Consider the following 19,063-nt stretch of genomic DNA (forward strand, 5'->3'; position numbering starts at 1 on the left):
AACCGTGTTCGCCGCCGTGGCGAAGCCCCCGCAGCAGCCACAGGATGACCGATGACCAGCCCAAAGGACGGTCCGCCCGCACGACGCCCGGAACTGCGCGGCGGAGCCCTGCACGCCGACCTTTGCATCATCGGCGCGGGTTCCGCCGGCCTGTCGGTTGCCGCCGGCGCCGTGCAGATGGGTGCCTCCGTCGTGCTGGTCGAGAAGCACCTGATGGGCGGCGACTGTCTGAACACCGGCTGCGTGCCCTCCAAGGCGCTGCTGGCCGCCGCGCACGCCGCTTCGGCGGTGCGCGAGGGCGGCCGCTTCGGCGTCAACGGCCACGAACCCGCCATCGATTTCGCGGCCATCCACGCGCATGTGCACGGCGTCATCGCGGCCATCGCGCCGCATGATTCGGTGGAGCGGTTCGAAGGCCTCGGCGTCACCGTCCTGCGCAGCGCCGCGCATTTCACCGGCCCGGAGGAACTGGAGGCCGGCGGCCAGCGCATCCGTGCACGGCGCTTCATCCTCGCCACCGGCTCCTCCGCCGCCGTGCCGCCGGTGCCGGGCCTGGCGGACGTGCCGTTCCTGACCAACGAGACGATCTTCGGCCTGACCGACCGGCCGAACCATCTGGTCGTGCTCGGCGGCGGCCCGATCGGTGTCGAGATGGCGCAGGCCTTCCGCCGCCTCGGCGCCGCCGTCACCCTGGTGGAACGCGAGCACATCCTGCCGAAGGACGAGCCGGAGGCCGTCGCCATCCTGCGCGCGGCCCTGCTGCGGGAGGGCATTGCCCTGGAGGAAAAGGCCGCCGTCACCCGCATCGACCGTGCCGGGAACGGCGTGGAACTGACGCTGGAGGGCCGGCCGCCGATCCAGGGCAGCCACCTGCTGGTCGCCGCCGGCCGCAAGCCGAACATCGTGGGTCTCGGGCTGGAGGCGGCCGGCATCGAGGCGACGCCGCGCGGCATCACGGTGGATGCCGGGCTGCGCACCAGCAATCGCCGCGTCTTCGCCATTGGCGATGTCGCGGGTGGCCCGCAATTCACCCATGTCGCCGGCTATCACGCCGGGCTGGTGATCCGCGCCGCGCTGTTCGGCCTGCCGGTGAAGACCGATTACGCCGCGCTGCCCTGGGTGACCTATGCCGACCCCGAACTTGCCCATGTCGGCCTGACCGAGGCCGAGGCACGGCAGGCCGGCCACCGAGTCTCCCTGCTGACGCGGCCGCTGTCCGGCAACGACCGCGCGCAGGCGGAAGCGGCGACGGAGGGGCTGATCAAGGTCGTGCTCGGCCGCCGCGGGCGCATCCTGGGCGCCACCATCGTGGCCCCGCGCGCCGGGGAGATGATCGGGATGTGGGGTCTTGCGATCCAGAAGAAGCTGGGTATCGGCGCCATCGCCGCCTCGCTTGCGCCCTATCCGACCATGTCAGAGATCTCCAAGCGCGCTGCCGGCGGCTACTACACGCCAAGCCTGTTCGGGCCGCGCACGCGCCGGCTAGTCGGCCTGATCCAGAGGGTGCTGCCGTGACCCTGTCCCGAATCCTGTCCGACCGGCGCCTGTGGATCCTGCTCGCCGTGATCGCCCTGATCCTGGCGATCCGCGCCACCGGCCTGTCCGATCACCTGTCGCTCGACACGCTGGCGGCCCACCGGGAAACACTGGTGGGGCTGGTGGCGCGCCATGCACTGCTGACCGGGCTGGCCTATGTGCTGGTCTATGTGGCGGCTGTGGCATTCTCCCTGCCTGGGGCTGTGTTCCTGACGCTGGCCGGAGGCTTCCTGTTCGGCGCCGCGCTGGGCACCGCGCTGACCGTCATCGGCGCGACGCTCGGCGCCACGTTGGTCTTCCTGTTCGCGCGCGCGATCTTCGGCGCCGATGCGCTGGACCGGCTTGGCGCCACCGCCCAGAAGCTGGCGGAGGGCATCCGGCGCAACGCGGCCTCCTACCTTCTCGTGCTGCGGCTGGTGCCGCTGTTTCCGTTCTGGCTGGTCAACCTGGTGCCGGCCTTCGTCGGCGTGCGGCTGCCCGTGTATGTGCTGACCACGCTGTTCGGGATCCTGCCGGGGACCGCCGTGTTCAGCCTGGCCGGCGCCGGCCTTGGCGATGTGCTGACCGTGGGCGGTGCGTTCGAGGTGCGGTCGGTGCTGACGCCGCAGATCCTCGGTGCGCTTCTGGGCCTGGCTGCCCTGTCGCTGGCTGCCATCCCCCTCAAGGCGAGGTTTGCCCGCGCATGATCACCCGCCGCTTGCTGCTCGCCACCCCCGCGCTCGTCCTCGCCCCCGCCGCCCAGGCCGCGGAGCCGGCCCTGGATGCCCTGCTCGCCCGCCATGTCGTGCCGCATCCGGATGGCGTGAACCGGGTGCGCTATGCCGCCTGGAAGGCCGCGCCGGCCGATTTCGCGGCGCTGCAGGCCTGGATCGGCGAGGCCGCCGCGCGCCGGCCCTCCTCCATGCCGCGGGACGAGTCCTTCGCCTTCTGGGCCAACCTGTACAACGCCCTGACGCTGAAGGTGGTGCTGGAGGCCTATCCGGTGCGCTCCATCCGAGACATCCGCTCCACCGGCGTGCCTTTCGACCCGAAGGGCTGGTTCGGCCCGTGGCGGACCCGGCTGGTGACGGTGGAGGGCCGCCGCCTGTCGCTGGACGACATCGAGCATGAGGTGATGCGCCCCACATTCCGTGACCCGCTGGTGCACTACGCCGTGAACTGCGCCTCCATCGGCTGCCCTAGCCTGCCGCCGCGCGGCTGGCGGGTGGCGACACTGGCCGCCGACCTCGCCACGGCGGCCGCCGCCTATGTGAACCACCCGCGCGGCGCCACGGTACTGCCGGATGGGTCGCTGCGCGTCGCCTCCCTCTACACCTGGTTCCGCGAGGATTTCGGCGGCACGGAGGCCGGGGTGGTGGCGCATCTGCGCCGCCATGCCGCGCCGGCGCTGGCCGCCCGCCTGCGGCCGGAGTCGCGGATCGCCGAGGATGCCTATGACTGGGGGTTGAACGACGCGGTGGCCTCCATCGGCTGAACCACGCTTCCGGGGGCTTGCCAGCGTCCCCGCCGCCTTACATGACAAACCCATGTCACAAGTATTCGACCTGCTGGTCATCGGCGGCGGCATCAACGGCGCCGGCATCGCGCGCGACGCGGTGGGACGCGGGCTGACCACCTGCCTGGTGGAGCGCGGCGACCTTGCCGGCGGCACCTCCTCCAACTCCTCCAAGCTGGTGCATGGCGGGTTGCGCTACCTGGAACACTACGAGTTCCGCCTGGTGCGGGAGGCGCTGGCGGAGCGCGAGGTGCTGCTGCGCATCGCGCCCCACATTGTCTGGCCGATGCGCTTCGTGCTGCCGCATCGCGCCGAGATGCGGCCGCGCTGGCTGATCCGCGCCGGCCTGTTCCTGTATGACAACCTGGCACGCCGGGTCAGCCTGCCGGGGGCGGAGAGCCTGGATTTCCGCAGGCACCCCTTCGGCGCGCCACTGTCGCCGGCCATCGCCAACGGCTTCGCCTACTCGGATTGCTGGGTCGAGGATTCGCGCCTGGTGGTGCTGAACGCCAAGGACGCGCAGCGCCGCGGCGCCGAGATCCGCACCCGCACCGCCTTCATTGGCGCCGATCGCCGGCCGGACGGCTGGGATGTGCGCCTGCGGGACGAAGCCGGCGCCGAGACCACCCCGCGCTGCCGTGCCCTGGTCAACGCCGCCGGCCCCTGGGTGCTGGCGGCGCAGGATTCCGCGCAGGCCAAGCGGGCCGGCAGCGTGCGCCTGATCCGCGGCAGCCACATCGTGCTGCCGGCGCTTTACGAGGGCGAGCAAGCCTACATCCTGCAGAACGACGACCGCCGCGTGGTCTTCGTCATCCCCTACCAGGGCCGCTTCTCCCTGGTCGGCACCACCGACGTGCCGCATGAGGGCGACGCCGCGACCGCGCACTGCACGCCGGAGGAAGCGGCCTATCTCTGCGCCGCGGTCTCCCGCCAGTTCCGCAAGCCTGTCACGCCGGACCAGGTGGTCTGGTCCTACTCCGGGGTCCGTCCGCTCTACGACGATGGCTCGGACGACCCCTCCGCCATCACGCGCGACTATGTGCTGAAGCTGGACGAGGCGGCGGCGCCGCTGCTCAGCATCTATGGCGGCAAGATCACGACGTACCGCCGGCTGGCGGAGGAAGCGGTGGAGCGGATCGGCAAGGCGCTGGGGCGGGAGGCGCCACCCTGGACCGGCAACCAGCCGCTGCCCGGTGGCGAGTTCGGCGGCCGCGACCTGCCGGGCTACGAGGCCGACTTCGCCACTCGATTCCCCTGGCTGCCCGCGCCGCTGCGCGCCCGGCTGCTGCGGGCCTACGGGTCGGAGACGGCAGCACTGCTTGGCGACGCCGCCTCGCTGGCGGACCTTGGCCGCGACTACGGCGCGGGGCTGACGCAGCGCGAGATCGACTGGCTGGTGCGGGAGGAATGGGCACGGACCGCGGACGACGTGCTGTGGCGCCGGTCCCGCCTCGGCCTGCACATGACGCCGGCGCAGCGGGAGGCCGTGGCGGTGGCGATGGGCTGGAACCCGGCCTGCGCGCCGCCAGGGCCGGGCGCCGTGGCGGCCATCAGCCCTGGCGCCGGGGGCTGACAGGCCGCGACAGCGGCCATGGCTACCCCTGCGCGATCACCTGCATCACGCCCGGCACCGCGAGCGCCGCGAAGTGCTGCGCGGTGGCGATGTCGCCCTCCTCATACCAGCCGGCCTGGTGCAGCAGGTTGATGGTGCCGATGCTGCTGCCGTTCCAGCGCACCGGCACGTTCAGCACGCTTTCGCAGCCGAGGCTGCGGATCAGCTCATGGTCGTAGAAGACATCGGTGATGTCGGCATAGTCGCGGCCGATATAGGGCACGCCGTCGCCCAGCACCTTCTGGAACCAGTGCGTCGGGTTGATCGGCTTGCGGCCGCCGACCGGGTATTCGTCCGGCATGTTGGAGTAATAGCGCTGGCTTTCCTGGGCGCCGGGATGGATCACCAGGATGGTGAACAGCTTGTGGCCGATGGCGTGGCCCATGGCGGCATCGAGCGCGGCGAACAGAGCCTGCGGCTGGCCGGGCGCGGCGCTGGCGGCGACGACGGGGGTATAGTCGGGAGCAGGCCGGTTCATGGGGTCGCCTTGGTACGGGTTTTCTCGGGGATCAGGCCCTGCGGCCGGAAGCGCAGCAGCAGGATCAGGCTCAGCGCAATCGCGCCTTCGCGCAATGCCGCCTTCTGCACCGGGCTGACGCCGGGGATGGTGGCGGACAGAAAGCGGGTGCCTTCAAGCAACGCGATAACGAACAGCGCACCGATGATCGCGCCGCGCATCGCGCCAACGCCGCCTGCGGTCAGCGCCAGGACGATGTAGATGGTCAGCAGCGGCGCGAAGCCATCGGGGGCGATATACGCGTTGCAATGCGCATACAGCGCGCCGGCCCCGCCGAGCACCGCGGCGCCGATGGTGAAGGCGCGGACCTTGAACCACAGCACCGGCTTTCCGGCGACGGCGGCGATGTCCTCATCCTCCCGGATCGCGCGCAGCACGCGGCCGAAGGGCGAATGCGACAGCCGCGCCAGCAGCACGAAGACCACCGCCACGGCGGACCAGACGATGCCGAGGTAGATCAGGTTGAAGTCCTGCGGCGAAACCTCTCCGCGCCAGGGGCCCGGGATTCCGGAGATGCCGTCCGTGCCGTTGGTCAACCAGATCTCGTTGGCGGCGACCAGGCGGATCACCTCGGCGAAGCCGAGTGTGACGATGGCAAGGTAGTCGCCGCGCAGCCGCGCCACGATCAGGGCCATGATGCCGCCCGCCGCCGCCGCCAGCACGGCGCCTGCCGCCCAGCCCAAGGGCATCGGCCAGAACAGCTTCGTGGTCAGCAGGGCGGAGCCATAGGCGCCGACCGCGAAGAAGCCGACCAGCCCGAGGTTGACCATGCCGGTCAGCCCCCAGATCACGTTCAGCCCCAGTGCCATCAGCGCATAGATGCCGGCGAAGACCAGCATGGCGACCAGGTAGGCATCCATCAGCTTCGTGCCCCGAGCAGGCCCTGCGGGCGAAACATCAGCACCAGCAGGATGGCCAGGAAGGCGGTGACGGTGCGGTAGGCGGGCGAGAGCAGCACGCCGGCGAATTCCTCGCCTACGCCGACCACCATTGCCCCCAGCGCCGCGCCGGGGATCGATCCAAGTCCGCCCACCACCGCCGCGGCAAACACGGACAGCACCACGCGGAACCCGGTCAGCGGGTCGATCGAGGTATCGATGCCGATCAGCATGCCGCCGCAGCCGGCCAGCCCGCCGCCGATGAACACGGCGACGCGCGCGATGCGGTTGGGATCGACGCCCTTAATATCCGCCAGCACCGGATTATCCGCGACCGCCCGCATCGCGCGGCCCAGTCGCGAAAACCCCAGCAGCAGGAACAGCCCCCCCGCCGCGACGATGGCATAGCCTGTATTCGTCAGTTGCTGCGGGTTCACCCGGATGCCGTCGAACCGCCAGTCGCGCAGGATCGGCAGGTCGTAGCCGCGCAGGTCGTTGCCGAAGCCGAAGCGGATGACGTTCTCCAGCAGGATGGTCATGGCGACGGAGGCGATGGCGACGGTCAGCGGCCCGGCCGGGCGCAGCGGCCGGAAGGCAATCTCCTCCGCCGTCAGGGACACCAGCCCCGCCACCAGGAAGGCCAGCGGCAGCGCCAGCCCCACCGGCCAGCCATAGACCACGTTCGCCACCCAGCCGGCGAAGGCGCCGACGGTGGCGAAGCCGGCGATGGCGAAGTTCGGGTACCGCAGCACGGCAAAGATGCAGTTGAAGCCGATGGCGGGCAGCATCAGCACGCTGCCCGCCATGACCCCATTCAGCAGAACCTGCGCGAGGTCACGCCAGTCTTCCATCATCGGGCCGGCATTACGCCAGTTCGAGCATCCGGAACCGGCCGCCCTCCGCGATGTCGTAGCGGAACTTCGTGCCGCGGATGTCGCCGCGCTCGTCGAACTCGCAGGGGCCGGAGGCACCCTCGAAGTTCACCGCGCGACCGGCGGCGATCAGGCGCAGCCCGTCCGTCACGTTGTCCACCTTCTCCCCGTCGCCCTGGCAAATCTTGCGGACGTTGTCGCGGATCGCGGTGCCCGTCACCTCGCCGGCTTGCGCCGCGGCCAGGATCGCCATGCTGGCGTGGTCGTGCACCTGCGCGGAGTAGGGATCGACCTCGGCATTGCCGAACGCCGCCTTCAGGCGGTTGAAGGCGGGGCTGTCGAGGTCGGGGCTCGGCTGGAAGGTGGTCAGCCCGTTGGTCACCTCGTTCGGCAGCGACTGGAAGACGCTGGGCGGCGCGGCATAGGCGAAGGTGAAGCGGCGGCCGTCGAAGCCGGCACGGAACAACTCCCGCAGCAGGATCGTCACGTCCGGCAGGTAGCCGTTCAGCATCACGGTGTCGGAGCGGCTGCGCATGATTTGGTCGACCTCCGACCGGAAGGCCGTCTTCTCCCGCTCATAGACGATGAAGCCGGAGACGGCGCCGCCACCGGCCCGGAAGCGCTCGGTCATCACGTCCTGGCTCGATTGCGCGAAGGGGCTTTGCGCGGCCATGTGGAAGACGCGCTTGGCACCCTTGCCGATCAGCCAGTTGCTCGCCGTCTCGATCTGCAGGCGGCTGTTCGGCTGGGTGCGGAAGATGTGGCCCTGGTGCGGCAGCAGCGTGATGCTGTCGGCACCCGAGACGGTGAACAGCGGCACCCGGTTCTCCCAGCACAGCGGCGCGACCGCGGTGGTGACGGAGGACGCCCAGGTGCCCATCAGCGCCGAGACGCGGTCCACGTCGATCAGCTTCCGCGCGCCACGCACGCCGGCATCCGGATTGGTCTGGTCGTCCTCGAACACCAGGCGGATCTGGCGGCCCTTGATGCCACCGGCGGCGTTGGCCTGTTCGACCACGCCCTGGATGGCACGCAGCATGGCCGGGCCATAGGGCCCGCCGGCGCCGGTCAGCGGCGGCAGCGCGCCGAACACCACCGGGTTGGACTGGGAGAACGCCTTGCCGCCGATGGCGAAGCTGGAAACGGCGCCCGCCGCGCCGAGCAGGGCGCCGCGGCGCCCGATTGTGATGCCTGTCATTTCTTTGAAGCCCCCATGATTGGTCACGAACTATCCGCCGAGAAACAGCCGGCGCACCTCGGGATCACTGGCCAGCACCGAAGCCGGCCCGGTGCGGGCGACGCGGCCGTCGACCAGCACGATACCGTCCTCCGCAATCGCCAGCGCCTCCAGCGCATTCTGCTCCACCATCAGGATGGCGGTGCCCTCGGCATGGATGGCGGCGATGCCGTCGAACAGGCTTTCAGCCGCCTTCGGGCTGAGACCCGCCGAAGGCTCGTCCAACAGCAGCAGCTTCGGGTCCACCATCAGTGCCATGCCCATCGCCAGGATCTGACGCTGGCCGCCGGACAGCGTCCGCGCGGCGCGGCGGCGCTTTTCGGCCAGCATGGGAAAACGGGTGAATAGGCCCTCGACCCGCCGGATGACGGTGGCGCGAGGCTCCAGGTAGCCGCCCATCTCCAAATTCTCCCGCACCGAGAGGCTCGGGAAGATGTTGGCCTCCTGCGGCACGAAGGCGACGCCCCGGGCGGCCACGCCACGCGGCGGCAGCCCGGTCAGCAATTCACCGGCCATCCGCACGCTGCCGGATTTCGGGCGGAGCAGCCCGGCGATGGCCTTCAGCAGCGTGGATTTGCCGGCGCCGTTCGGCCCGACGATCGCCGCCATGCGGCGCGGCGCCAGCGCCACGGTGATGCCTTTCAGGATCTCATCCGCGGCGCCATAGCCGCCGACCAGGGCCTCGACTTCGAGAAGCGCGGTCACGCGTGCACCCTGCGGCCCATATAGGCCTCCTGCACCCGCGCATCCTCCGCGACTTCGGCGAAGCTGCCCTCGACCAGCTTGCGGCCCTCCGCCATGACGATGACGGGGTCGCAGAGCGACGCCACGAAATCCATGTGGTGCTCGACGATAAGCACCGTCATGCCCTCGTCGCGCAGGCTCGCGATGTGGCTGGCGATCTCGGCGGACAGGCTGGGGTTCACGCCAGCCACGGGTTCGTCGAGCAGCAGCAGGCGAGGCTCCGCCATCAGCGCGCGGCCGATCTCCATCAGCTTCTTCTGGCCGCCGGACAGCGCGGCGGCCTGGTTGTCCAGCACGCGCGTCAGGTTCAGCCGCGCCGCGACCACCCGCGCCCGCTCCCGCAGCACCTCCTCCCGCGCCCGCATCTGGCCGGGGCGCAGGATGGCGGGCAGCACGGATTCGCCGGGCTGGGCCTGGCCGTACAGCAGCAGGTTCTCCAGCACCGTCAGACGCGGGATGCCGCGGGCGATCTGGAAGCTGCGCACCAGGCCGGAGGCGGTGATGCGGTCCGGTCGGCGGCCGGTGATGTCCCGCCCGGCGAAGGTCACCTGGCCGGAATCGGGTGCGATGACGCCGGAGATGCACTGGAACGCCGTGGATTTTCCTGCCCCGTTCGGGCCGATCAATGCCGTGACGGTGCCTGGCCGCACCGCCAGGTCCAGCCCATCCAGCGCCACCACGCCGCCGAAACGTCGCCGCAGGCCCCGGACTTCGAGGATCGGCGCGCTGGTCGCGGCGGCGGGCGGGGCGTTCATCTCCGAAACGCTACACCGCACGACGCGGCGCCGGAAGCGGCTTGTGACGCGGGATTATTGCGTCGCAGCAGATAACCGAAAGCTATCGGGCGAGGCTGCCGACCGAGGCCGGGGCACCGTCTCGGCGCGGCGGGCGGCGGCGCGCTGCTCCGCCGCGCGTGCCTCCATCACACGCGCCAGGGCTGCCGCCTCCTCTGGCGATGCCTCCCGCAACAGGCCCGAAGCGAGCAATCGCTCGCGCCGGAACGCCTGGTCCTCCATGACAACCTCCATCGATCCCGAAAGGGATGATCCTCGTCCATCCTGGGCACGCCTTAGCTGGCCATCGCGTCAGCCATCGGGCAGGGGCATGACGTACCGGTGACACGTTCTCGGTTAAGGCCCCCTGAAGCGGAACCTATTCCGTCCAGCCATGCGGCTCACCGGCCAGCCAGCGGCGGCCGGCGGCGTACAGCGCCTGCACGCGGTCGCCCTTCAGACCCGGCATGTCCGTCTTCACCTCGTAGCCGATGCCGGTCTGCAGGTAGGCGAGGTGGCGGTAGCCCTCGGGGAAGCGCGCCAGCAGCGCCGGATCCAGCGCCAGCTTCGCGGCCGGGTCCACCGGGTCCATCCGGTCCTTCTCGTAGATCGGCTGGCGCAGCACGATGCCCCACTTGGGTCCATTCTCGCTTGGACGCTGCTCGATGAAGTCGTGGAAGCGGCCGGTGCAGACCACGTCCACCAGCACGCCATGCACCTCTGCCCGCTGGCTGATGGTCATCTTGGTCTGGGCGATGGCGCGGTTGCCGGAAAGATCCACCGCGCACCCCCCGAGGAAATGCAAGATCGAAACACCGCGCGCCCAGCCGGCCTTCGATGCCGCAATAAAATCCGTGGCGGAGGCCTGGCACCAGGTGGCCATCATGCGCCCGTCCTCGTGCCAGCAGGTGGCGAAGCGGTCCCAATCCCCGGCGTCGCGCCACACCGCCCAGTTCTGCACCAGCTCGGAGACCTGGAGGCGGCGGAGGAACTCGGCGTCGGACATCGGGATTCCCGTTTCTTTCTCGGATTTGCGCGGCGGGTAGACCAGCCGGCGCCGCGCCGCAAGCAGGCTTGACCTGCCATGCGGCTGCGGTCAGGGAGAACGCAACGAACGAGCGCAACGGGAGAACGTCGTGATGCCAGCCCTGACACGCCGAGGCGCGCTCGGCGCCGCGCTGATCCTGCCGATGGCCGCCCAGGCCCAGCCAGCCTGGCCCGACCGCCCGGTGCGCTTCATCCAGGGCTTCGGCGCCGGCGGCACCACGGATATCGTGGCCCGGCTGATGGCGCCGCAGATGTCGGCGGCCCTCGGCCAGCCCGTGGTGGTGGAGAACCGGCCGGGCGCCGGCGGCACGCTGGCGGCCAACACGCTGGCCCGCGCCAATGACGGCCACACGCTGATGCTGCTGAACAACGGCTTCGCCGTTGCCGCCGCGCTGTACCGCACGCTGCCCTATGATCCGCGCACGGACATCCTGCCGGTGGCGATGGTCGCCCAGACCGGCCTGGTGATCCTGGCGGGGCCGCAGGGTCCGAAGGACATGGCCGAGCTGGTGGCGCGCGCGAAGGCGCAGCCCGGAGCCATCAACTTCGCCACCGTCGGCGTCGGCAGCACGCAGCATTTCGTGGCGGAGGCGGTGCAGACCGCCGGCGGCTTCCGCATGACCCACATCCCCTATCGCGGCACGCCCGCCGCCATCATCGCGCTGCGCAACGGGGAGGTGCAGGTGGTGGCCGAGACGGCGTCGGCCGTGCTCGGCCAGATCCGGGGCGGTGAGGTGCGGGCGCTCGCCATCACCTCCGGCACCCGCTCCCCCCTGCTGCCGGAAGTACCGACGGTGGCCGAGGCGCTGGGCCAGCCCGGCTTCGACATCGTCACCTGGTATGCCATAGGCGTCCCGGCCGGCACGCCGCCCACCGTCGTGGCGCGCATCACGCAGGTGGCACAGGCCATGCACGACAACGCGGAACTGCAGGGCCGCCTCGGCGCGCTCGGCCTGACGCCGCGCGCGCCGGGCACGCCGGCCGAGACCCGCGCCGCCGTGCATGCCGAGATGGCCCGATGGGCCGAGATCGTCGAGCGGACCGGCATGGAACGCCAATGAAGGATATTTGCGAGTGACCGAGAAGACCGCACCCACTGCCTACCCCATCCACCCGCTGCTGGCCGCCCGCTGGAGCCCGCGCGCCTTCACCGGCGCGCCGGTGACGGCCGAGCAGGAAGCCAGCCTGCTGGAGGCTGGTCGCTGGGCCGCCTCCTGCTTCAACGAGCAGCCCTGGGTCTTCGTGACCGCCCGCAAGGAAGCCGAGCCCGAGGCATTCGCAAAGCTGCTGTCGCTGCTGTCGGTGAACAACCAGGCTTGGGCGCCGGCCGCTGGCCTTCTGGTGATCGGCTTCGCGCGCACGAAGTTCGCGGCCAACGGCAACCCGAACGCAGTGGCGTACTACGACCTCGGCCAGGCCGTGGCGCAGATGGCGTTGCAGGCGGTGGAGCTCGGCCTCGGCAGCCACCAGATGCGCGGCTTCGACGTGGAGCGGGCCAGGGTGGAACTCGGCGTGCCAGCGGACCACGATCCGGTGGTAGCGGTGGCCTTCGGCGTGACCGGAACACCGGACCTGCTGCCGGAAGCACTGGCGGCGCGCGAGAAGGCGCCGCGGGTGCGTAAGCCGATCACCGAATTCGCCCATGTCGGCGCCTTCGGCACGCCCGTGAAGGTGTAGGCTTCAGTCCACGATGAACAGCCGCGCCCCGGTCGGGGTGCGGCTGCGATGCGGCTCGGCGTTTTCCGCCACCTGGTAGGAACAGCCCTGGGTCATGGTGAAGACCCGGCCATCGGCCAGTTCGGTCTCCAGCGTCCCCTCCAGCACCAGCAGCACATGGCCGCGGGAGCACCAGTGGTCCGCCATGTAGCCGGGCGAGTACTCGACCATCCGCACGCGGATGTTGCCGACCTCCAGCGTCCGCCACAACGCGTGCCCAGTTTCGCCTTCATGACGGGTTTCCGGCCAGCCGGACCAGTCGGCGACCTGGAACGGGACGCCCTCGATGATCATGCGGGTTCGCGGTCCCGGTCCGCCATCATCCGCTTGTAGGCCGGCCGCGCATGGCAGGCGGCGAGCCAGGCCTTCAGGTTCGGGTTGTCCGCGAACAACTCCGGCGCCGGCAGGGCGTAGCGCACCACCTCCGCCACGTTGATGTCGGCAACCGTGAAGCGCCCACCGACCAGGAAGCCGGTTTCCGCCACCGCCTGATCCAGGACCGCAAAGGGTGCACGCAGCGCGGCGATGGCCGCGTCCGCCTTCGCCGCGTCACGCTCCGCGGGTGGCTTGCCGACCCGGTTGTACAGCACCTCGATCGTGTGCGGCTCCGCCTCCGTCGCCGCCCACAGCGCCCACATGCCCATCAGCCCGTCCTCGGCCTGGTTCGCCGGCCCGAGGTCGGCGCCGTAGGCCCGGGCGAGATACAGGTTGATGGCGAGGCTTTCGTGCAGCACCAGCGCATCATCGACCAGCGTCGGGATGTGCCCGTTCGGGTTCACCTTGAGAAACTCCGGCGACCGCGTGTGCATCGGCGCATCCGCCGCGGCCGGATCTGCCACGCGGTAGTGCTGCAGCACCGGCACGTGCCGGAAGTCCAAGCCCGCCTCATGCGCCAGCCACACATTGCGCGAGGCCCGCGAGCGCAGGCAGCCATAGATCGTCAGCATCGGATTCAGTCCCTCCCGAACGGATCATCGACGGATTTCGCCGGCGGCGTAAGCCAGGCGGCGCCGGTCTCCGTGATGACGATGTGGTCCTCCAGGCGGATGCCGAACTCGCCATAGATGGCGATGGTCGGCTCGATGCTGCCGGTGACGCCGGCGGCCAGAACCTCGGTGCCGCCCTTCACGAAATAGGGCGCCTCATGCACGTCCATGCCGATGCCATGCCCGGCGCGGTGCGGCAGGCCGGGAACCTTGTGGCCCGGGCCGAAGCCGGCCGCGACCACCACGCCGCGCACCGCATCGTCGATCGCGCCGCCGGTGATGCCGGGCTTCGCCACAGCGATGCCGGCCGCCTGCGCCGCGTGGTCCAGGTTCCAGATGTCGCGCTGGCGCTGGCTCGGCGTGCCAAACACATAGCTGCGCGTGATGTCGGAGACGTAGCCGTGCAGCGGCGCGCCAGTATCGATCAGCACCACGTCGCCGTCGCGCAGCGTCTGCGGATAGGGCACGCCATGCGGGTAGGCACTGGCCTCGCCGAACAGCACCAGCGAGAACATCGACCCGGTGTCGAAACCCGCCTTGCGATGCGCGGCGTCGATGAAGGCGGCAACCTCCGTGGTGGTGACGCCTTCGCGCATGCATCGCGCGGCCGCCGCCTGGATTTCCAGCGTCATGCCCATCGCCTGGCGCAGCAGCGCGACCTCGTGGTCCGACTTGCGCTGGCGCAGGTGGCTGGTGACGGGGCCGCTGGCGATGAAGTGGTGGTTCGGCAGTGCCGCGCGCATCCCCTCCGCCACGAACATCCGCGCCATGTCGTCCAGCGCCACGGTGCCACCGGCGACGTCGGTGGCCCGCAGGATGTCGGAGAACAGCGCATAGGGGCTCTCGTCTTCTTCCCAGCCGCGCACCTCGCCGGGAATCGCCAGCATCGTCTTCAGCTTCTCCACCTCGAATTCCGGGCAGAGATAGGTCAGCGCACCGCGCACCGGCAGCACCGCGCCGACCGGGCGTTCGGACTGGCCGTGCCGCAATCCGGTCAGCCAAGCGAGGTTGGTGGTGCCATCCAGCCACAGCGCCGCGATGCCGAGTTCAGCCATCCGCGCCTGCGCCGCCGCGACGCGCCGTGCATGCTCCTCCGCCCCGATCGGTGGCACCGCATCACGCTGGCTGCGAATCGTCGCGAGTTCCGTGGCGAAATCCGATCCGCCGACGCCGATGGTCATCCCTCGATCTCCTCACGCAGCATTTCCAGGCGCAGCCAGTCTTCCTCGGCGGCGTCGCGTTCCGCCTGCTTCTTCGCCAGCAGGTTCGAACGCGCCGTGAATCCCGGCGGGTCGCTGGTGTAGAGGTTCGGGTCCGCCAGCGCCTTCTGCAGCACGGCGATCTCGCGGTCCAACTGGGTGATCCGCTTGGGCAGCGTCTCAAGCGTATGCTTGTCCTTGAAGGACATTTTCGGCCGCGCCTCGACGCGGGCGCCGGCGGGCCCGCGTTCGGCGACCGCCGCTGCGGCGCGCGTCTTGGCCTGCACGCCGCGGCCGCGCTGCGCCACCGTGTCCGAATACCCACCGGCATAATCCTGCCAGTGGCCGTTGCCTTCCGAGGCGATGATGTTGGTGGCGACGCGGTCCAGGAAGTCGCGGTCGTGGCTGACGACGATGACGGTGCCGGAATACTCGGACAGCAGTTCCTGCAACAGGTCCAGCGTCTCCAGGTCCAAATCGTTGGTCGGCTCGTCCAGCACCAGCAGGTTGGATGGCGTCGCCAGCGCACGCGCCAGCATCAGCCGCCCGCGCTCACCGCCGGACAGCGCGCCCACCGGCGTCCGCGCCTGTTCCGGCAGGAACAGAAAGTCCTTCATGTAGCCAACGACGTGCTTCGCCTCGCCGCCGATCCGCACCACGTCGCCGGACCCGCCGGTCAGCGCGGATTGCAGCGTCGTCGTCGGGTCCAGGCTTTCGCGATTCTGGTCCAGCGTCACCATTTGCAGGCTGGCCCCCAGCCGCACCGTACCGGAATCCGGCGGCAGCGCGCCGGTCAGCAGGTTCAGCAGCGTGGTCTTGCCGGCGCCGTTGGGACCCACGATGCCGACCCGGTCACCCCGCATGATCCGCGTGGTGAAATCCCGCACCACCGGCTCGGCCCCCGGATAGCCCTTGGTCACACCCTCCAGCGCCGCGACCAGGCTGCCGGAGGCATCGCCCTCGCTCGCCGCCATCCGCACCGTCCCCGGCGCCGTCACCCGTTCCTTGCGGCGCTTGCGCAACTCGTGCAGCCCGGCAAGCCGCTTCACGTTGCGCTTGCGCCGTGCGGTGACGCCGTAGCGCAGCCAATGCTCCTCCCGCACGATCTTGCGGGAGAGCTTGTGCGCCTGGGTTTCCTCTTCCTCCAGGACCTGGTCGCGCCAGGCTTCGAACTGGCCGAAACCTTGTTCCAGGCGGCGCGTGGTGCCGCGGTCGAGCCAGACCATCGCCTTCGACAGACGCTCCAGGAAGCGGCGGTCATGGCTGATCAGCACCAGCGCGCTGCGCAGCGGGCCGAGTGCCTGTTCCAGCCATTCGATCGCCGGCAGGTCCAGGTGGTTGGTCGGCTCGTCCAGCAGCAGGATGTCGGGCTCCGGCGCCAGGGCGCGGGCCAGTGCGGCACGGCGGGTCTCGCCGCCCGAGAGGTTCTCCGGCGATTCCTCTCCGGTCAGCCCCAGCCCCTCCAGCAGCACCCGCGCCCGGTGCGGGTCGTCGCCAGGTCCGAGGCCCGCCGCGACATAGGCGCCGGTGGTGGCGAAGCCGGAGATGTCCGGCTCCTGCGCCAGATAGCGGATGGTGGCGCCGGGCTGGATGAAGACGGTGCCCGCATCCGGCTCGATGATCCCGGCCGCGATCTTCAGCAGCGTGGATTTCCCCGATCCGTTGCGCCCGACCAGCGCCAGCCGGTCCCCGGCCGAGACGGCGATCTCGGCGCCGTCCAGCAACTGGGTGGAACCGAGGCGCAGGCGGATGTCACGCAGGTGCAGCAGGGGGGGGAGGGCCATGGCCTGGGATTGGGGGCGCCCGCGTCCTGCGTCAAGCGGCATGGCTTGCCCGCCGGCCGCATCGCGTGTCCCTTTGGACGGAGATCGCAACGGACCCTACGGATGACGCAAGCGGATTACGGAGCCGGGGCCAATCCGGACCTGCTGTCCCGCATCCCCTTGGATGCGCGGCTGGTCCTCGATGTCGGCTGCGGCGCCGGCGGGCTTGGCGCGGCGTACCGGCGGCGCAATCCTGCCACGCGCCTGCTGGGGATCGAGTCCGATGCGGCGCTCGCAGACCGCGCTGCCGCGCATTACGACGCGGTGCATCGCCTGGATATCGAGGCGACGCCGCCGCCGGTCGCACGTGGCAGCCTGGATGCGCTGGTGTTCGGTGACGTGCTGGAACACCTGCGCGACCCTTGGGCCGTGCTGGCGCGCGACGCGCCGCTGCTGGCCGAGGACGGCGTGCTGCTGGCGTGCGTGCCGAACCTGGAGCACTGGTCCTTCGCCGCGCGCCTGCTGACGGGCCAGTGGCGCTACGAGCCGATGGGGCTGTTCGACCGCACCCACCTGCGCTGGTTCACCCGCGACGGCATGAAGCAGGCGCTGGAGGGGGCCGGGCTGATCCCGCTCGACTGCACGCCGCGCATCTTCGGCCGCGACAAGGCCGAGGAATTCGCCCGCCGCATGGAGCCAGCGCTGGCCACGATGGGCGTGACGCGGGAGGATTGGCTGCGCCGCTCCGCGCCGCTGCAATATGTCTGGCGCGCCACGCGCAGCCCGCCGCGGCCACTGCTGCTGGCGGCGCGCACGCTGCGGCCGGTCGGGGGCGTCAACGATGTCCGCGTCCTGCAACCCCTTGCGGCGCTGGCGACCCGGCCTGGCGTGGCGGCTTTCGCCGGTCCGAACGTGGCCGGTCCGAACGTGCAATCGCCGCAGGCCGAGGTTCCGCGCGTGCTGATCCTGCAGCGCCGCCTGCTCGACAGCTCGGAGAGTCTCGCCTGGCTGCGCGCGCTGCGCGCCACCGGCGCGGTGCTGGTGCAGGAATTCGACGATGACCCCGCGCGTTGGCCCTCCATCGCCGGCAGCGCGCACCTGGCCTTTCGCGGCGTCCATGCGGTGCAGACCTCCACCGCGCCGCTGCGCGACCTGCTGGCGCCGTTCAACGACGAGATCGCCATCTTCCCCAACGCCCTGGCCGAGCTGCCAGAACCCGTGAACTTCGCCAGCCCGGAGCGCCTGACGCTGTTCTTCGGCGCGCTGAACCGGGAGGCCGACATGGCGCCGTTCCTGCCGGTGCTGAACCAGGTTCTGGCCGAGGCTGGCGGGCGCCTGGCGGTGGAGGTGGTGCATGACCGCCGCAGCCATGACGCGCTGGAGACGCCGCACAAGCGCTTCACCCCGACCACCGACTATGCCGGCTACCGCGCCATGCTGGCGCGCTGCGAGCTCGCCTTCCTGCCGCTGGCCGATACGCGGTTCAATCGGATGAAGTCGGACCTGAAGGCGGTGGAGGCCGCCGGGCATCGCCTGTGCTGCCTCGCCAGCCCCGTGGTCTATGCCGGCAGCCTGCGGCACGGCGAGACTGGCCTGATCGTGTCGGACCCGCAGGCGCTCGGTGCCGAACTGCGCGGCCTGCTGGCCGAACCGGCGCGCGCGCTGGCGATGGCGGAAGCCGCACGCGGCTGGGTTCGTGCGGAGCGCCTGCTGGCGCGCCAGGTGGCACCGCGGCTGGAGTGGTACCGCAGCCTCTGGGCACGACGCGCGTCGCTGGACGCGGCGCTGCTGAAACGCGTCCCGGCGCTTGCCTGATCCCGCAGCGCCGTGAGGATGGTGAAGTCGCTGCCGATCGTGCCGTTCGCCATCATCTCGTCCTCGAGGTCGAAGATCCGACGCAGGTGGGCGACATCCTCCGCATTGTTCTCGTCGAAGTTCTGCGCGATCTCGGCGAGGCCCATATGCAGCAGGGTGCCGCCGTACGGGCGCTCCTCGATGATGGTGAAATGCCGGCCGAGGACCTCCCGGATGTCGGCGGACCGAACCGCTTCGGTCGGGTCCATGGCCAGCATGTGTTCGATGGTCGGCCGCACGACCGGATACTTCCGGCCGGCAGGCGTCTGCCGGAGATGATCGGGCAGGGAGTCCAGGTAGCCGTTGATCAGTCGCAGCTGGTCGTCGGTCCACTGGAACCGGTTCGGGCCGACATATTCGTTCAGATGGAACAGGCCGCCCGGCCGCAGGGCGCGCCGTACGGCGGCGAACAACTCGTCCAGCCGCTCGACATGGTGGACGGAGCTGTGGGCGAACACCACGTCATGGCTCGCCTCCCCCAGATCCCCAGTCTCCAGGTCGGCGACATGGTACCGGATCCAGCCGCAGCCGGCCTCCTCGGCGCAAGACGTGGATAGCCATCCACCGCAGGCCTGCCGGAGACGAGGATGTTGATCCTCTCGCATACCATCGGATGCGCCATCCAGTACCAGCCCGCGGCCTCCGCCTTCGCCTCGGGCGAGACCGAACAGACCTCGTTCACCTTGTCGTGGCGGATGTCGGCAGCGGGTGCGACAGCGGGCGTGCGCGTTCCGCGAACCGGGTCGAGCAGGCGTCGCAAGGGCCCGGTGACCCGCCAGCTCGTGCTGTTGCGGAGCGCCGCCAGTTGCGCCGTCGTCGCCTCGAGCTCTTGAC

General features: G+C 70.4%; 19 protein-coding genes and 1 pseudogene. 8 read left to right on the plus strand and 12 right to left on the minus strand.

Going from position 1 to position 19,063, the window contains the following annotated elements; all coding sequences use genetic code 11:
• Positions 1–51: 51 nt before the first annotated feature.
• Genes ACLF3G_RS24850 through glpD form a run of 4 tightly spaced genes read left to right on the plus strand, consistent with a single transcriptional unit; the run spans position 52 to position 4,604 of the window.
• Positions 52–1,515: a dihydrolipoyl dehydrogenase family protein gene (locus ACLF3G_RS24850; RefSeq protein ID WP_430672088.1), complete on the plus strand. Its 1,464-nt coding sequence runs from the start codon at positions 52–54 to the stop codon at positions 1,513–1,515.
• Positions 1,512–2,222 (plus strand): TVP38/TMEM64 family protein, encoded by a 711-nt coding sequence (locus ACLF3G_RS24855; protein ID WP_430672089.1) that lies wholly within the window; start codon positions 1,512–1,514, stop codon positions 2,220–2,222. Before ACLF3G_RS24850 ends, ACLF3G_RS24855 begins: the two co-directional genes overlap by 4 nt.
• The gene (locus ACLF3G_RS24860; protein ID WP_430672090.1) at positions 2,219–3,010 is read left to right on the plus strand and encodes a DUF547 domain-containing protein; all 792 of its coding nucleotides are present in this window, start codon (positions 2,219–2,221) and stop codon (positions 3,008–3,010) included. Before ACLF3G_RS24855 ends, ACLF3G_RS24860 begins: the two co-directional genes overlap by 4 nt.
• Positions 3,011–3,062: 52 nt before the next feature.
• Positions 3,063–4,604, plus strand: a complete 1,542-nt coding sequence (glpD, locus tag ACLF3G_RS24865) for a glycerol-3-phosphate dehydrogenase (RefSeq protein WP_430672091.1) — start codon at positions 3,063–3,065, stop codon at positions 4,602–4,604.
• Between the two features lie 22 nt (positions 4,605–4,626).
• On the opposite strand, the gene ACLF3G_RS24870 is transcribed toward glpD, so the two are convergent.
• The 7 genes from ACLF3G_RS24870 to ACLF3G_RS24900 form a co-directional block, all read right to left on the minus strand.
• Positions 4,627–5,121: a GAF domain-containing protein gene (locus ACLF3G_RS24870; RefSeq protein ID WP_430672092.1), complete on the minus strand. Its 495-nt coding sequence runs from the start codon at positions 5,119–5,121 to the stop codon at positions 4,627–4,629.
• Positions 5,118–6,020 (minus strand): branched-chain amino acid ABC transporter permease, encoded by a 903-nt coding sequence (locus ACLF3G_RS24875; protein WP_430672093.1) that lies wholly within the window; start codon positions 6,018–6,020, stop codon positions 5,118–5,120. The genes ACLF3G_RS24870 and ACLF3G_RS24875 overlap by 4 nt, the downstream gene beginning before the upstream one ends.
• Positions 6,020–6,892, minus strand: a complete 873-nt coding sequence (locus tag ACLF3G_RS24880) for a branched-chain amino acid ABC transporter permease (RefSeq protein ID WP_430672094.1) — start codon at positions 6,890–6,892, stop codon at positions 6,020–6,022. The genes ACLF3G_RS24875 and ACLF3G_RS24880 overlap by 1 nt, the downstream gene beginning before the upstream one ends.
• Before the next feature lie 10 nt (positions 6,893–6,902).
• A complete protein-coding gene (locus tag ACLF3G_RS24885) occupies positions 6,903–8,108 on the minus strand; it encodes an ABC transporter substrate-binding protein (protein ID WP_430672095.1) in 1,206 nt (401 codons plus the stop codon).
• A gap of 30 nt (positions 8,109–8,138) precedes the next feature.
• The gene (locus ACLF3G_RS24890; protein WP_430672096.1) at positions 8,139–8,852 is read right to left on the minus strand and encodes an ABC transporter ATP-binding protein; all 714 of its coding nucleotides are present in this window, start codon (positions 8,850–8,852) and stop codon (positions 8,139–8,141) included.
• A complete protein-coding gene (locus ACLF3G_RS24895; protein WP_430672097.1) occupies positions 8,849–9,646 on the minus strand; it encodes an ABC transporter ATP-binding protein in 798 nt (265 codons plus the stop codon). The genes ACLF3G_RS24890 and ACLF3G_RS24895 overlap by 4 nt, the downstream gene beginning before the upstream one ends.
• Before the next feature lie 397 nt (positions 9,647–10,043).
• Positions 10,044–10,670: a nuclear transport factor 2 family protein gene (locus ACLF3G_RS24900; RefSeq protein WP_430672098.1), complete on the minus strand. Its 627-nt coding sequence runs from the start codon at positions 10,668–10,670 to the stop codon at positions 10,044–10,046.
• Between the two features lie 133 nt (positions 10,671–10,803).
• On the opposite strand from ACLF3G_RS24900, the gene ACLF3G_RS24905 reads away from it, so the two are divergent.
• Together ACLF3G_RS24905 and ACLF3G_RS24910 are read left to right on the plus strand one after the other, a co-directional pair.
• Positions 10,804–11,772, plus strand: a complete 969-nt coding sequence (locus tag ACLF3G_RS24905) for a Bug family tripartite tricarboxylate transporter substrate binding protein (protein ID WP_430672099.1) — start codon at positions 10,804–10,806, stop codon at positions 11,770–11,772.
• A gap of 13 nt (positions 11,773–11,785) precedes the next feature.
• Positions 11,786–12,388: a nitroreductase family protein gene (locus tag ACLF3G_RS24910; RefSeq protein ID WP_430672100.1), complete on the plus strand. Its 603-nt coding sequence runs from the start codon at positions 11,786–11,788 to the stop codon at positions 12,386–12,388.
• Between the two features lie 3 nt (positions 12,389–12,391).
• On the opposite strand, the gene ACLF3G_RS24915 is transcribed toward ACLF3G_RS24910, so the two are convergent.
• Genes ACLF3G_RS24915 through ACLF3G_RS24930 form a run of 4 tightly spaced genes read right to left on the minus strand, consistent with a single transcriptional unit; the run spans position 12,392 to position 16,396 of the window.
• Positions 12,392–12,721, minus strand: coding sequence for a DHCW motif cupin fold protein (locus tag ACLF3G_RS24915; RefSeq protein ID WP_430672101.1), 330 nt, complete (start codon positions 12,719–12,721; stop codon positions 12,392–12,394).
• A complete protein-coding gene (locus ACLF3G_RS24920) occupies positions 12,718–13,374 on the minus strand; it encodes a glutathione S-transferase family protein (protein WP_430672102.1) in 657 nt (218 codons plus the stop codon). Before ACLF3G_RS24920 ends, ACLF3G_RS24915 begins: the two co-directional genes overlap by 4 nt.
• A 5-nt stretch (positions 13,375–13,379) precedes the next feature.
• Entirely contained in the window at positions 13,380–14,594 is a 1,215-nt protein-coding gene (locus ACLF3G_RS24925) for a M24 family metallopeptidase (protein WP_430672103.1), read from the minus strand.
• A complete protein-coding gene (locus ACLF3G_RS24930; RefSeq protein ID WP_430672104.1) occupies positions 14,591–16,396 on the minus strand; it encodes an ABC-F family ATP-binding cassette domain-containing protein in 1,806 nt (601 codons plus the stop codon). Before ACLF3G_RS24930 ends, ACLF3G_RS24925 begins: the two co-directional genes overlap by 4 nt.
• A gap of 102 nt (positions 16,397–16,498) precedes the next feature.
• On the opposite strand from ACLF3G_RS24930, the gene ACLF3G_RS24935 reads away from it, so the two are divergent.
• Positions 16,499–18,190 (plus strand): methyltransferase domain-containing protein, encoded by a 1,692-nt coding sequence (locus ACLF3G_RS24935; protein WP_430672105.1) that lies wholly within the window; start codon positions 16,499–16,501, stop codon positions 18,188–18,190.
• A gap of 467 nt (positions 18,191–18,657) precedes the next feature.
• Here the strand turns inward: ACLF3G_RS24935 and ACLF3G_RS24940 are convergent.
• Positions 18,658–18,834: pseudogene (locus ACLF3G_RS24940) on the minus strand (hypothetical protein); the annotation flags it as partial.
• Between ACLF3G_RS24940 and ACLF3G_RS24945 the strand changes: the two are divergent.
• Positions 18,817–19,062 carry a hypothetical protein gene (locus ACLF3G_RS24945; protein WP_430672131.1) on the plus strand — a complete coding sequence of 82 codons (246 nt, stop codon included), beginning with the start codon at positions 18,817–18,819 and terminating at the stop codon, positions 19,060–19,062. The pseudogene ACLF3G_RS24940 and the gene ACLF3G_RS24945 overlap by 18 nt on opposite strands.
• Position 19,063: the final 1 nt, after the last annotated feature.

Source organism: Falsiroseomonas sp. HC035, assembly GCF_050563525.1.
GTDB lineage: Bacteria > Pseudomonadota > Alphaproteobacteria > Acetobacterales > Acetobacteraceae > Falsiroseomonas.